General features: G+C 56.2%; 8 protein-coding genes. 2 read left to right on the top strand and 6 right to left on the bottom strand.

What is annotated here, in order from left to right; all coding sequences use genetic code 11:
* Positions 1 to 79: 79 nt before the first annotated feature.
* A complete protein-coding gene (locus tag BLX24_RS01220; RefSeq protein ID WP_071501255.1) occupies positions 80 to 1162 on the bottom strand; it encodes a glycoside hydrolase family protein in 1083 nt (360 codons plus the stop codon).
* A 321-nt stretch (positions 1163 to 1483) separates the two neighbouring features.
* Between BLX24_RS01220 and BLX24_RS01210 the strand changes: the two genes are divergently transcribed.
* Positions 1484 to 2605, top strand: a complete 1122-nt coding sequence (locus tag BLX24_RS01210) for a L,D-transpeptidase family protein (protein WP_071501253.1) — start codon at positions 1484 to 1486, stop codon at positions 2603 to 2605.
* A 12-nt stretch (positions 2606 to 2617) separates the two neighbouring features.
* Positions 2618 to 4981 carry a T9SS type A sorting domain-containing protein gene (locus BLX24_RS01205; RefSeq protein WP_071501252.1) on the top strand — a complete coding sequence of 788 codons (2364 nt, stop codon included), beginning with the start codon at positions 2618 to 2620 and terminating at the stop codon, positions 4979 to 4981.
* 46 nt (positions 4982 to 5027) lie between these two features.
* Here BLX24_RS01205 and BLX24_RS01200 read toward each other — a convergent pair whose 3' ends face one another.
* From BLX24_RS01200 to BLX24_RS01180, 5 genes are all read right to left on the bottom strand, one after another.
* Positions 5028 to 6197 carry a serine hydrolase domain-containing protein gene (locus BLX24_RS01200; protein WP_083421742.1) on the bottom strand — a complete coding sequence of 390 codons (1170 nt, stop codon included), beginning with the start codon at positions 6195 to 6197 and terminating at the stop codon, positions 5028 to 5030.
* 172 nt (positions 6198 to 6369) lie between these two features.
* Complete coding sequence (locus BLX24_RS01195) at positions 6370 to 6960, bottom strand: hypothetical protein (RefSeq protein WP_143092536.1); 591 nt, start codon at positions 6958 to 6960, stop codon at positions 6370 to 6372.
* Between the two features lie 119 nt (positions 6961 to 7079).
* Positions 7080 to 11981, bottom strand: coding sequence for a glycoside hydrolase family 9 protein (locus BLX24_RS33990; protein WP_071501250.1), 4902 nt, complete (start codon positions 11979 to 11981; stop codon positions 7080 to 7082).
* A gap of 380 nt (positions 11982 to 12361) precedes the next feature.
* On the bottom strand, positions 12362 to 12838 hold the full coding sequence (locus BLX24_RS01185) for a nitrate reductase associated protein (protein ID WP_071501763.1): 477 nt from the start codon (positions 12836 to 12838) through the stop codon (positions 12362 to 12364).
* Between the two features lie 72 nt (positions 12839 to 12910).
* Positions 12911 to 14365, bottom strand: a complete 1455-nt coding sequence (locus BLX24_RS01180) for a rubredoxin domain-containing protein (protein ID WP_071501249.1) — start codon at positions 14363 to 14365, stop codon at positions 12911 to 12913.
* Positions 14366 to 14385 lie beyond the last annotated feature (20 nt).

Raw genomic sequence — 14385 nt, 5'->3', positions numbered from 1 at the left:
CAATCCGTAAGTTCGTACATCCATACGAAATCAAGATTAGTTCATCTTCCTCAGGGGCTGTCCAAAAGACAACAAAAGGCTATTTATCCCTGATATCGCTTTTACCTACATCTGTTGACGTTGCCACGGCAATGACCCGTCCGTTGCTACCCACCGCATTGTAGAAGTGGTAGACCACGCCGTTCCACTTGATTACCCATGGCTTGTGGGCATAGGTTTTGTCGAAAGGTTCCGAAGGCGCAATCAGGTCCGGCCCTTGCCAGTCGGTCCAGTGCATCAGGTCATAGGAACAGGCGAACCGGTCAAAAGCGCCGGGCTTCCAGAAAGCGCCAAAGTAGAACATGACATACACATTACCGATTTTCGCGATCTGGGCATCGCCGCAAATACCGGTTCGCCGGCTAATCAGGGGTTCCTGTCCGAGGCGTTTCCAGGTTACCATATCGGTCGAAACGGCCATGGCAATGCTTTCAAACCGGTTGCCCTTTACATCCTTTTCGTCGCCTTTGGCATTGTAATACATCACAAACGGGTAGCCTGTCTTCTGCTCTTTGTCGCGGATAATAAGGCTTTTATAAATTGTATTGTTGTCATACGGCCGGGCATCCGGATCAATAGCCGACAACACCGGCCCGGGTTTCCGGTCTGCCTCTACGGCTTTCGTCAGGTCGGCGGTTGTGGCGATACCAACACCCAGCCGCCCCGCTTCATAGCCTTTTTCGGAGCCGCCGAGATACGATAGCCAGTAGTTGCCGTTGTAGCGTCCGGGCGCATACGAACCGCCCCAATCCGTATCGATCAGGGAGACATAACCGGCTTTCTGGGTGGCATCCCAGCCGGTGTCCGTAAATGACATCAGTTTCCCGGCCGTTTGCCAGTGCAGCAAATCGTCGCTTCGGGCCAGCCAGGTTTCATAGCCTTTGCCGTCAAAAATGATGTACGACATAAACCAGGTATCCTCTTTCCGGTAGATCGTCGGGCTATCGACCATGCGCCCCTGATCGGGTTGTGGCAGCACAATGCCGTATTTGTAGGGAGTCCTGACCTCGTTATAGATGCGCTCCATAACAGCCTGCGGCACGACCTTATCCGGCCCTTGCCCTAAAGCAGCCAGGTTCACCGCCACCAACCATAAGACCAGACCGGTTTTTATGTTCTTCATATGGTTAACCACAAAGTCAATAAAAACTAAAGCGGTACAAAGGGTAAAAATACCGTTGTGCCCCCTCCTGACTTCGTGGCAGAATCAATATTTCGTGCGGCTTTCCGGCTTCGTGGTTGCCCCGAAACCTAACCATATGCCATTCACCGTAAAAGCCTCCCCAGGGCATGACCATAGCCTCTGCGCGGCACAGCAGGATGTCGGTATAGCATACCACCGGCATGCTGTATATGATACCCGTCAGGTTATCCTGTAACCAATATCACCCACAATTTGATAAACTCTCTACACCTTTGCGTATACATAAACCAATCATTTCCTGTGCGTTACTGCATCGTCTTGTTTGTCGCTTTACTGCTCCGGCTGCCGGCTGTTGCCCAATCAGCCGATGACCTGAACCGGCTCCGCCACTATGCCTCCGTCATCGGAACCGACAGCGTGTGCGTTTCGCCGGACCCGCTGTGCCTCAAGCTGCTTTTCACGGAAATTGTCTATGGCCGTAAGCCGCGGAATGTGGGATTTACCGGCGCACCTGAACACATCGACAGCGTTCGCATCAACCGGCTAACCGCATCCTTTCTGCGCGGCGGCGACTGGTGTCCGTTGCTCGACTCACTCGAATCAAAGAATCAGGCGTATCAACTGCTGAAAGAATACTGCATGCAGTGCCTCACAGATGATTACATGGCAGACTCCCTGACGATGGCTAAAATCCGCGAAACCCTGAATACGTATCGCTGGCTGAACCGGTTCTCAACCGGTCAGTGTATTGTTGTCAATCTGCCGTCTGCTACGCTGCGGGTGTTCGACCGATCGGGTAAGCCCGTCCTGAGCAGCCGTGTCATTGTCGGAAAGCCCGCTACGCCCACACCCCTGTTTACGGCGGTTGTGACGGGCATTGTTATGTACCCATACTGGACTATTCCGAAATCCATTCTGATCCGGGAAATTCTGCCTGCTGTCCGCAAGAACCCGTTAGCGCAACTGGAGGCGATGAAACTACAGGTAATCGACGCCCGGGGGAAGCCGGTTGATCCGGCGACGGTGAACTGGTCCGTTCCGGCGACGGCCTTCCCTTACCGGTTACGCCAGGCAACAGGCTGCGACAACGCACTGGGTCTGATGAAATTCAACGTCAATGATCCTTATGACATTTACCTGCACGATACCAACGCCCGAAACCTGTTTGCTACCGCCAACCGCTTTCTGAGCCATGGCTGCATCCGTGTCGAAAAGCCGGTTGAACTCGCCAACCAGCTGCTTGGCAAACCGGCGTTTACCGCATCGTATATGAAGGCCTGTCCGGCCAATGCCGTGCCGCGTACGATTCCGTTACCGAAAACAATCCCGGTAGTCATGACCTATAACCTGATCGACCTCGACGAAGACGGGAGCATTCAGGTCTATCGCGATCGCTATCACCTTTGGCAAACCACTCTCTAATCCCAAAAAATCATGAAGCGTTTAAAGAAACTTTTTTCGTTTATCCTGCTCTGGAGTAGTGCCGTTTTCGTTGCCGGTGCCCAGACGATAAACTGGCAGCAATCCTTTGGCGGCAGCCAGAACGATTCAGCGACCGCCGTACTGGCCGTTGCCGACGGATATATCATCGCCGGCAATACGCTGTCGGGCGACGGCGATATGGGCAGCAATAACAACAATAGCCTGGATGTCTGGCTGGCGAAACTAACCACAACCGGAACCCTGGTCTGGAAAAAAACCATCAGCGGCTCAAAATATGATCACGTTCATGCCATCACCGCCGGGCCCGACGGCACCTTTGTGATCACCGGTACCACCAACTCCGTTGACGGCGACATGGTCGGCTTCAACGTGATGTACGGCGGCTATTACAGCTTTCTCTGGCTGATGAAATTCAGCAGCACGGGCGACCTTATCTGGAAGCAATATATCGACAGCGGCCGATGGAATGCCGCCTATGCAATCATGCAGGACCCGAACGGCGGCTATATCGTTGCCGGGTCGTATTACTGTGGCGGATGCCAGAGCGGGAATGATTTTTATACCAACTCGTTTAATGAAGCGGGTACGCGGACCGGCACCGGTACGTGGCCGGGAGGGCGCGGAGATGATCAGGCCTATGGTATTACAGCGGCACCGGCTGGCGGGTACCTGGCTGTTGGCAAAGGAAACTCAACCGGCTTTTCGTGGGATTCGTCCACCCCATCGGCCAATAACCGGGGCGGTTATGATGTCTGGCTGAAACGCCTTGGAACGGGCGACTTCTACTGGCTGAAATCCGTTGGCGGCAGCGGCGATGACATTGCGTATTCGGCCGTGGCCACCGGCGATGGCGGGTTTGTGGTGGCGGGTTACACGACCTCAACAAACGGCGACGTAACGGGCAACCACGGCGGCAAAGATGCCTGGGTTTTTAAGGTCAACAAGGACGGCAATCTGGTCTGGCAGAAAACACTGGGCGGTTCGGGCGATGACATCGCGTCGTCGGTCATCAGTACGCCGGGTGGTGAGCTGCTCATTGCCGGCACAACGGCCTCTGCCAATGGCGACGGGACGGGCAATCACGGCGGGACGGATGCGTGGGTGATCAAGCTAAACGGGAGCGGTGAAATCCTGTGGCAAAAAACGCTGGGCGGCAGCGGTAATGATGGTTTTCTGACTGGGACACAGGACCCGAACGGACAGTATTTGCTGACCGGCTACTCCAATTCGACCGATGGCGATGTGACGGGCAATCACGGCCAAAGCGACTACTGGGTTGTTAGCCTCAGCGACGTTCCGCTCCGGTTGCGGCCACCCGCCTACGATTGCACGACCGGCAAGCTGACCTTCCGGACAACCGGCGGAAATGGGTTCCCGGTGCAGTTTATGGCGATTGGCGTTACCCCCTGGACGACCAGTACAACCGCTACCGTTGAGCCCGGCGTACGGCTTGACCCCAACAGTCAGCCGGTTACTATCTTTGCCCGCCAAAACGACCGCATCGTCTCGCACGTATTTGACTTTAAAACACTGTGCAATGGCGGCAATCAGGCACCGTTTTTTTCCGGCAGCCTCCCGGAACTGACCGCCCGGGTGGGTCAGCCGGTTTCCTATCGTCTTCAGCCAGGTCTGGTAACGGATCCCGAAGGCAATCAGTTATCGCTGACAGCGGCCGGTTTACCACAAGGCTTAACCTTGTCGGATTGGGTCATTGCGGGCACACCGACACTCTCCGGCCGGTTTTTCGGGACCTTTACCGCAACGGATCCGCAAGGTGCTTCGGCAACGCTGCCGGTTATAATTCAGGTATTGCCGGAAGCCGGTGCCGCACCGCTGCAACTGCTTGACCCGCTCTACGACTGCACGACCGGTCAGCTGACGTTCCGGACAAGCGGTGGCAACGGGACCCCGGTCCAGTTCATGGCCATCGGCGTTACCCCCTGGACGGGCAATCCGGTGCAGTTCCTCGACCCGGGCGTCCGCCTCGACCCAAACAGCCAGCCGGTCACATTGTTTGCCCGGCAAAACGACGTTTTCGTTTCCCGGTCGTTTCCTTTCCGGAATTATTGCACCGGCCGGGGGGCAGCCTCGCCGGAGTCAGCCTCCCTCACGGTGACTGTCCTGGAAAACCCCGTTGCAGATTCCCGGGCGGTTTTCGACATCACCGGTGCAACCGGTCAGCCTGTTCAGATACGGATCGTAACGATGCAGGGGCAGGTGGTCAGCCAGCAGCAGCTTAATCAGGCAACGCTCCGGCAACGGGTAACGATGCCGGTCGGCAGTTTGCCGGGCGTTTATCTACTCCAGGTACAAACGCCCGGCCAACAGGCAAGTGTCCGGTTGCTGAAACGGTAGGCAGGCCGTCGGGAGCTGATTCGTACAAAAGGGTCATCTCCCGTTTTTACAGCAATGTTACCAGTTCTTTAGTCAGCTCATCGGCCAGGCGCACGTAGGGTCCGTCGGTGAGCACACCGAGGTTGATGCCAATAAAGAGATATGTTTTTTTCTCCGGCAAATAATACAGGGCACAGCCCGCCCCGATGCCCGCGCCCCCATGGCCGTAGGCTTCCTGCCCCGCCACAGTTGTTTTTTCCAGGCCCAGTCCGTACGCCGGTTTACCCTCCTTGTCGTTATACCAGGTTGTCATTTCCTTCAGACTTCCGGTGCTGACCAGTTTCCCTTCCAGCAAGCCGCGCAGGAATTTAAGGTAGTCCGTCGGGGAGGCAATGATACCGTCATCGCCATACATAGAGGCGACGTTAGCCCGCTGCATCTGCGTGATATTTTCCAGTTTCCCGTCCCCAAACCGGTCAAAGTAGCTATCGACCAGCGTTGGCTGTTCCAGATAGGTGGCTGAGTTGTGGTAAAAGGTTTGGCGTGCATCAAGCGGAGTCAGAATACGGTCCTGCAATAGCCGGACGTGGTTGCCCCCTACATAGTCGGTCATCAGTGCCAGCAACAGGTAATTGCTGTTTGAATAGCGGACAAAAGCCCCCGGCGTGGCCGTTGAGGACACCCCGGTCATGTAATTCAGCAAGTCATCTGTCGTGTATTGTTTGAGCGGGTTCTGTAAAACTGACGCCACATAGGCGGTATTTTCGGTATAATCCGGCACACCTGACGTATGGTTTAACAACATCCGTACGGTCACCTTCTCCGGATTGGTCAGTTTTTTGGCTATGTTTTCCGGCAAATACCGGCTTACCGGGCTATCCAGTACCAGTTTACCTTCATCAACCAGTTTCATAACGGTGGTTGCCATGTATAGCTTGGCTACACTCTGCCCGAATTGCAGGTGACAGCCCAGCATCTTCGTTTTTGATTCAAGGTTTGCATATCCCGAGGCCCCGGTCCAGTAGCCTTCGGCCGGGGTGTACACGGCAACGGCAATACCCGGCAATCCGTTTCGGGTATATTTGTCGAGCAGTTGCCGGAGGGCATCCCCCTTGCTGTATGCCTGATTGACGGGCGTAGTCTCCTGACAGCCCGCCGTCGCCACCTGCTGATCAACCGGTTCACAGGCCATGTGCAGGGCCATCAATCCGGCGAAAATGACATATCTTTTTTTCATCTGTATCTGTTGTTTCAACGTTTGGCATGCGTTCCTTTCTACCTGAGTAATCTATACGCGCGGTTCTTAGCCCAACCACCTCCAAAGGCGGGATTCAGCCCCGGCCTGCCTCCTTTAGGCAGACTGGCGAAGCGGGGGCTATAAGTCACACAGTCCGCTTTATAGCAATTATTTACAACCCGTTTAACTGAATCCGGAGGCCGGCCTGTAGCTGTTGTGTCGGTACGAGCGGAACGGATGGATTATAATTCGTCAGAACAATAAACTGATAGCCGATAAACGGCGCAATGGCTTTGGTATAATTGAGCCCCAGCGTAGCACCCAGCGGAATACAGAGCATCCCTTTTCCGGCGCTGTTTGATCCACGCCACTCACCGCCCTCAAAGGCAAGTGTTTTGTTGGGATGAAAGCTGTACTGCCAGCCAAGGCCTGCTTTCAGCCCCAGATATACGGGCCCGACATGAGGCTGCCAGCCGGTTTGGGTCCAGACAAAGGCCCCGTCGCCCGCATACAGGTTCCGGTAAAACCCCGCCTGCACAGACTGGACAAATGTCCCTTTACGGCCTATTTTTAATTCGGTCCCCAGACTCAGGCCCGGATTGGCAAAAGCGCCGTCCAGTTGTTGCAGGGGCATAGCCAGTACGTGAAAACCCGCCTGTATGGTTAAAGGCCAGTTTTTGAGGGTTCCTTGTGGCTGCGGCTGCCCCATCCCTGGCAGTACGCCGCAGGCCATCATCAGGATCAGTATTTGTATTCGATGCATGGCATTGTTGTTTTCATCAGGTTGTTGTTTTTTAATGACAGGTAATCAGAACAGTACCCCTATCTGAATCCTGAAAAATACAGCACCGGCCTGTTTTCCGGGCCGGTGCTGCCTTACCGTTAACGGATCACCATCAGCCGGCCCGTCAGGCGTTGGGTGGCCGATTGCCACTGTACGATGTACAGGCCCGGTGCCAGTTTGCTGACATCCGGCATCCACTCGTGTTCGGCGGCCGCCACCGGCCGGTTTTCGGTCATCACCGGCGTACCGTTCTGCGAAACCAGCGTAAAGCCGCCCGCCTCAACGGCCGTTGTCGTTACCTGCACCCGCACCGGACCATCCGCCGGATTCGGCGAAACCATCAGACGACCGGCCGGGCCGGTTTCCGGCGATGCGGCCTCCCGTGCGGACCCGTTCGGGGTCTCGATCCGGACATTATCCAGAAACACCGGATTCGGGCCGGACGTCGGCAGATTGATCACCAGCCGCTTTATGCGCGTCGGGTTGCCCAGTTGTGGCATCGTTACGACTACCTCCTGCCAGATGTTCGGCGTTGGCGTCAGGTTCAGCGTACGGCTCGCCTGGCTGTCATTTTCGGCGTAGGTGGTCAGTGCCAGCGTTTTATTGGTAGTCGCGTAGATCCAGAACCGGATTGTGGTCTGCGACGTAACCGGCAGGGCCGTTTTGCGGAAAATCGACCAGGCACCCCATCCCTCAAAGGTCAGCGCGGCCGATTTCTGGCCTGCTTTCACGGTCGTTGTGCTGGCGTAATTTTTGGTCAGCCCCCACGAATAATCGTCCCAACCGGCCGTATTAAAGGCCTCGTCGTAAATCATCTCAACCGACGACGAACCGGCGCAGAACGCGGTGGTGGCGCTCACCGGCACACTCGTTGCCAGCACGGTACCGGCGGCATTTTTCGCTACGACCGAGTAGGTATAGCCCGTACCGCAGGTAAGGCCCGTCACGTCGAGCTGCGTACCCGACACGTTCGCATTCACCGGCACCTCGTTCTGATACACGGCATACGTCGCTGCCTGTTCGACCGCGCCCCAGTTCAGGCGAAGACCGACAGGCGTCACGTTGCTCACTGACGCGTTGAATGATCCTTCAAAACGGACATTGTCCACGTAAATCAGGTTCGCTCCCGACTCCTGTGTCTGAATTACCAACCGCTTGATACGGGCCGGATTAACCAGTTGCGGCATCGTTACAACCACTTCCTGCCAGGTGTTCGGCGTTGGTTTAAACGACACATACGGGCTGAATCCGCTTTCGTTTTCGGAGGCTGTACAGACGCCCAGCGTCTTGTTCGTCGTGGCATACACCCAGAACCGGATGGTGGTATTCGGCGTTGGCACATACGGTGTTGCGCGGGTAATGGCCCAGCCGCCCCAACCCTCGGCATACTGAATAGCCAGCGATTTCTGCGCCACCTTCACCGGACTGGCATTGGCATAGTTGGTCGTTACCGACCAGCCCCACTCCTGCCAGCTGCTGTTCAGCACTTCGTCGTAAATCACTTCGCTGCCCGTCGGCGGCAGTGGCGGACAAACCGGCGTTGTCGCCGATACCGCCGCGCTTTGGGCCGACTTGTTGCCCGCTGCATCCTTCGCCAGTACCGTAAACGGATAGGCTGTTCCGCAGGTCAGGTTATTGACCGCCAGCGAGGTACCTGTTACGTTTCCGTTCAGCAGGACGCCGTTCTGGTACACCTCATAGGCCACTACCCCAATGTTATCGGCCGATGCGTTCCAGGTCAGCGTCAGACCGGTACTTGTGATGTTAGTAGCCACCAGATTCGTTGGCACAGTCGGTGCCTGAGTGTCCGCCTGCGCACAGGCTGTTGTGGTGGCACTCACCGGATTGCTCAGCGCCGAACGGTTACCCGCTCCGTCTTTGGCCCGGACGGTAAAGGCATAGGCCGTGTTGCAGGTCAGGCCATTGACGCCCAGGGTGGTCCCCGACACATTATCGGCAATGAGCGTACCGTTCCGGTACACTTCATAGCCCGTCACCGCCACGTTATCCGTCGAGGCCGTCCAGGTCAGGGTCAGACCGGTGGTGGTGATGTTGCTGACCGCCAGACTGGTTGGCACAGTCGGTGCCTGACCGTCGTAGCAGCTCGCCGACATGATCCAGATGGTGTTGCTCTTCGGCGACAGGTTGCCCGACGGGTCTTTAGCCTGAATAGCCAGTTCGTGCAGGCTGTTGCAGGTCAGACCGGTCAGGTCGACGGACGTACTGGTCAGGCCGCTCAGGATAACCGCCCCGCTCCGGAGTACGGTATACGTTACGGCACCGGTATTATCGGTCGCGGCATCCCAGGCCAGGCGCATGCTGGTCTGGGTAATGTTGGTGGCTGTCAGATTGGCCGGAGCGGTGGGGGCCTGCGTATCCGGCGTATCCGGACCGGCTACCAGCCGGATATCATCGAGGTAGAACGTTTGGCCCCCCCCCGATGCATCGCCGATGGAAATCCGCTGAATCTGCGTCGGGTTGCCGAATTCGGTCCATGGAATCCGGATCAGTGTCCACATCTCCGGTTCGGCCGGAATCCGGTACGTGTCTGAGGCCGGTGCGGTTTCGGTAGTATGGATGGATACCCGAACGCCCTTTTCCGACCCGTAGAACCAGAACTGGAGACCGCCCGGATAGTAGGCCGTGTTGATGATCTCACTGTTGCGGAGGCTCAGGGCGCCCCATGCCTGAGTCACGTCGGCACGGATCGATTTCTGCCCCGATTTGACCGGACTGGTGTTGTTCGGGTTGTCGGTCGTATTCCACGACCACGGAGCGATGGTGCTCTTGTAGGCATCGCCATACACCACAAAATCGTTCGGACTCGGCGACGGCGTATTGACAATCACTACGTTGCTGGCTTCCGACCGGTTAGCCGAGAAGTCAACCGCCTTTACCACAAACGTATAGCTGTTGCCCGGCGACAGGGAGTTCAGGTTCAGGAACAGGTCCGGCGTCTCGTCAATGCGGACCCCGTTCTGATACACCTCATAGGCCGTTACGCCGCGGTTATCGGTCGACCCGTTCCAGGTTAGCTTTACCGAATACGGCGACAAGCCCGATGCCACCAGATTAGTCGGTGTGGTTGGTGGTTCGGTATCATTCGGATCGGAGGTCGGAATCATCATCCGGCTCAGCAGACTCACATACGGTGCCTGGTTGTAAATCGCGACTTCGGTCAGAAACCATGAATTTTCCGGAAATCCGCCGTTCCAGTCCTTGTACCGTTTCTGCAAGGGTTCGGTACGCAGGTAACCTTCCGTGCCGTTATACTCGTCGAGCTTGTTCGGGCCGCCCGGCACATAGCCCGGAGCCGGTCCTTTCGGCGATGTTTTTGCATTATCCCAATCGGTGCCGTCCTGAAACCACGTATGGTAAATCTCATCCATCGAGTCTTCGGCGCCATAGGCCCCCATGTTCGAGAGCATCACTTTCCCCTGCGCATTCACCCCGTGGAACCAGTGCAGGTATTCCCCGGCAACCTCCCGGTACAACGCTTTCTGGCGCGGGTTGATCCCGAAGTTTACAAAGTCGAGGTTTGCCATTCCGACGTTGCCACGCACCTGGTTACTGCCCCAGTGGTACTGATCGTCTTTCATGTACGCGCGGTACAGATCCGCTTTGGCGGTGTAGTCATTGATCGACAGCACCCCGTTCTGCTGGCTCTTCATCGCGCGGATGGCATTGGCCACGGCCGGCGTAGCCTGCGGATTGGCCGCATACCGCAGCAAAGCCGCATGCACATGCATCAGGTAAGGCCCCCACCATTCATTCGCCATCGGCTGAATCTGGTTGTAGTTGTTGTCGATAAACGACTTGTATTCTGCCTTGCCCGTTACCTCAAACAGATAAACGGCCGCTACCACCGCCGATTGTTTCTGAATGGCGATGGGTTTATCGGCATCTCCGGCGCGAATATCCAGATCGTCGCAATTTGTGTCGAACGTCGAGAAGTAGTTTGTCGTCGCCCGTGCCCTGGCAAACGCCCGTTCAGCGCGGGCCAGCAGGTCCTGGGCGTAAGCTACCTGCGACGGAATCTGACGGTACACCGCCGCTCCCACCGCAAACATCGCTGCCCCCGACAACGTCGACGACGTACATTCCGGCAGGTAGTATCGAGGCCGCTTATCGGCACTCGGCGGTAAGCCTCCGATACGATCAAATTCATCCCAGGTATCGACCCCGACTTTCAGCAACAGGCCGTCCGTACCGGTAGCATCCTGCATCCGTTTGATGAACTCCAGTTCGTATTTCACCTCGTCCAGAATATCCGGCACCCCGTTTCCGGATTCCGGAATGTTAAAATCATCCCCGAATACAGCCGGATTGAGGCGGTAGGCTTCCAGCAGCAGGGCTACCGGCTCTTCGGCAAATGTCACGTATTTGTTCATGTCGCCGGCATCCATCCAGCCGCCGTGCAGATCTTTGGCCGTACGGGCGTTGGTTTTATCCTTTGCACTTCTGGCTTCCCGATCCTGTCCCGGCCATTCGTGGGTAGCCGCATCGGCCCATTTCGGATCCGTGTAGGGGGCTACTTTCGCGAAGTTGATCCGCTGGTAATAATACGTCCGGACGGCCGCTTTCAGCACGTCGCGGTATACCTGATCGCCGATATCAAACCGGTAGGAACCCACGTTATTGCCCGTGTCGAAGATGTAATAGGCACCCGGGGTGTTGACCATCGAAAAGTCGAACCACCAGCCTTTATCGCCCGACGACGCCTGGGTAGCGCCGTTGTTCCAGGCCTGCAGCGTACCGCTGAAAACGACCGCATCGTCGCTCCACCGCCGGACCTGATACTGATTGGTGCCGGTGCTGGCAGTAAAGGTTTGTCCCGCGTTGGCACCCACTTGCGGGTTGATAATGACCGCCACCTTGCGGGCATTTTGCAGATACCCGAACTGGTCCACCCGAATGTTGGCATTCGTCACCGGCGGAGCGGCCCAGGCGTTGTACAGCGTCGTTAACCAGACCAGTACCCATAGAATTTGTTGTTTCATAAAACTGCTTCCCGCGCCCCGGACGGGGTTACATCCGTAGCAACGCAAGCTCTTGCGTCACCAGCTTACGGGGCCTAAGCCCCGCAAACTTATGACGCAAGGTTCGTCCGGCCCGGTCTGCTCAGGACGAAGTGCGATAAACACTGACTGAGCCGGAATAAATACAGGTTAAGCAGTTCATACGAAACCGGAGGCTGACGGTTATAAACGCTGCGTTGACACCGAACAATTGCCGTCGCGGTAAATCATATAGGTAACGTGGCAGGAAGTCAGTTAATGACAGCTAACATAATACTCAAAGAGATATACCAAATAGACACACAGGGCACATCAGCGATAAAAAATCTTTATTTTTCTATGTGGCTATGTGGTGTAATCCCCTACATCCTTTCCGGAAAGAATTCGCGGATGGCTTTCGGGAAGTTTTTGCCTTCATGCCCCGAACGGCTAAGCTTGACGAGGGCAAACCGCTGCAATACGTCGAGTTGCAGCCATTCCGCAAGCGTCAGCGGACGGCATTCCCATTCGAGCGCTTTGCCGTGGATTTCGTCAGGGACAGCATCCAGACGCTCCCAGGCCGCATCGACCGGCCCCAGCTCACTGACCGGATGGTGGCACCGGCGCGCTACCAGATCAACCAAATCCTGCCGGTACGCGGCGATTTCCGCCGGTGTATAGCATGGCTGTTCTGCCAGCCGCGCCTTATCGTCCACGGTCAGCTTTACCCATTCCGGCAGTTTCAGCTTAATGCCACAGGTATCCAGTTTATAGCGTACCACCATCGGAATACAGCGCAGGGTATCGACAAAATCGTTTTCGAAGGCAAAAAATACGGGTGCAATGGCAGTCGGCGTCATAATTTTAATGGACAATGTAACATGGATAATGACTAATGAACTCCGGATGTTCGCATATGTTTTGGGCATTATTTACCCATTCGTCAGTTCCACCGCTTCCATGGCTGTTTTCGGCGTGTCGCAGGTCGGGCAGGCGTAGCTGACGGGCAGGTCGGCGAAGGCAATACCGGGGGCAATGCCCCGCAGCACATCCCCGAACTGCGGATCATAGACCGTAAAACAGGCCGGGCACTGATGGACGGAGACAAGCGGTACATCGGCCACAACCGGCTCCTCGGTCGTCAGCCGGAGGGGTTCTGCCGTTTGCTGCATCCGGCGGGCATTGTACTTGCGGCACAAGCGGTCGATCTGCCCCGGCAGGTGAATGCGCAGCAAGCCCTTTTCGAAGCGGATGTATTTGCGGTTATTGGGGTTAAAATTGTCGGTATGATACAGGTCGTAGACGCTGAAGAGGGCCAGCTGACCAATCCGGATCAGGGGCCGCCGCCGGATCAGGACCGACCCGAAAACCTCCGATTTCGGGCGTGTCTGAATGCCGAAGCAAAGACCGAACGTACGGGTATCATCGCGGGCAAACTGCCGGATAATGTATTGTTTGATGGCTGCCCCTGCCTCGTCGTGATCTTCAGTTTGCCAGGCCAGTTCATTGGCGGCGTGGCGTACATTGATGTTGTGTTTGCCAAGCACGTAGCTCCATGCGGCCCGGTCTTTCCCTTCAATGCCTTTGATGATCAACGATTTCCAGGGCGTTATGCACAGCTCACCAATCCGTGTCTGCAGGCAGAGCGCACAGACATCCAGCAGGAATGAAACCGGGAACTGTTCGTCGCGGCGATACAGCCCGAGCCACGACCGCTGCCCGTAGCGGTTAAATCCTTCGTAGTACGGTAGTGAAAAGTCGGGGAGTTCGACTTCGTGCAGGGCCGGTTGGGTAATAAACCGCCGTTCCTGCATCACGTCCCGGTACAGTTGTTCTTCCGTCATACCCGTATCGCGCAGCATAACCTCCTCTATGACGTTCGACAGGCGGCCAATGTCCTGCGTATACACCAGATCCGGCCACCGGAAAAGGGTATTCTGCTGCTTCGGACGAATGTAGAGGTACCAGAAATGCGGTTCGGGGGAGGCAATAAAGTTGAGGTTTCCGGTAAAAAACGGTGTAAAGCTCTGGTTCGAATCCGAGAGGTTGACTTTCAGCCGTGGCTGGTGATCGAAGCCGTCGAGCACCGTATGGTATTCACTTTCCTGAAGCCATGCCCCCGTCCGGAACACCTCTTCGCCGCAGTAGGAGCTGATGATGTTCGGAAACTGATCCGTATTCACTTCGTAGCGGATGGCATGCCGTTTCAGGGCTTTCTCCAGGTCACGCATGTCTTCGTAATGTACCGTCATCAGCAGTTGCTGCCGGGCGCCGAAGCGCACCGTACGCACGTGGGCAGCATAGGCCAGCGTCAGTACCTGCTGCAAAGCTCCCGGCGAAATGATCCCCGCCGGTGCATTCAGTTTTATGGTGTAATAATCACGCATCTTTATAAACGTTTGACCCC

This window comes from Arsenicibacter rosenii (assembly GCF_001870735.1).
GTDB classification, from domain to species: domain Bacteria; phylum Bacteroidota; class Bacteroidia; order Cytophagales; family Spirosomataceae; genus Arsenicibacter; species Arsenicibacter rosenii.
The sequence above is the reverse complement of the archived record's forward strand: the minus strand, read 5'-3'. Positions and strand labels throughout refer to the sequence as shown.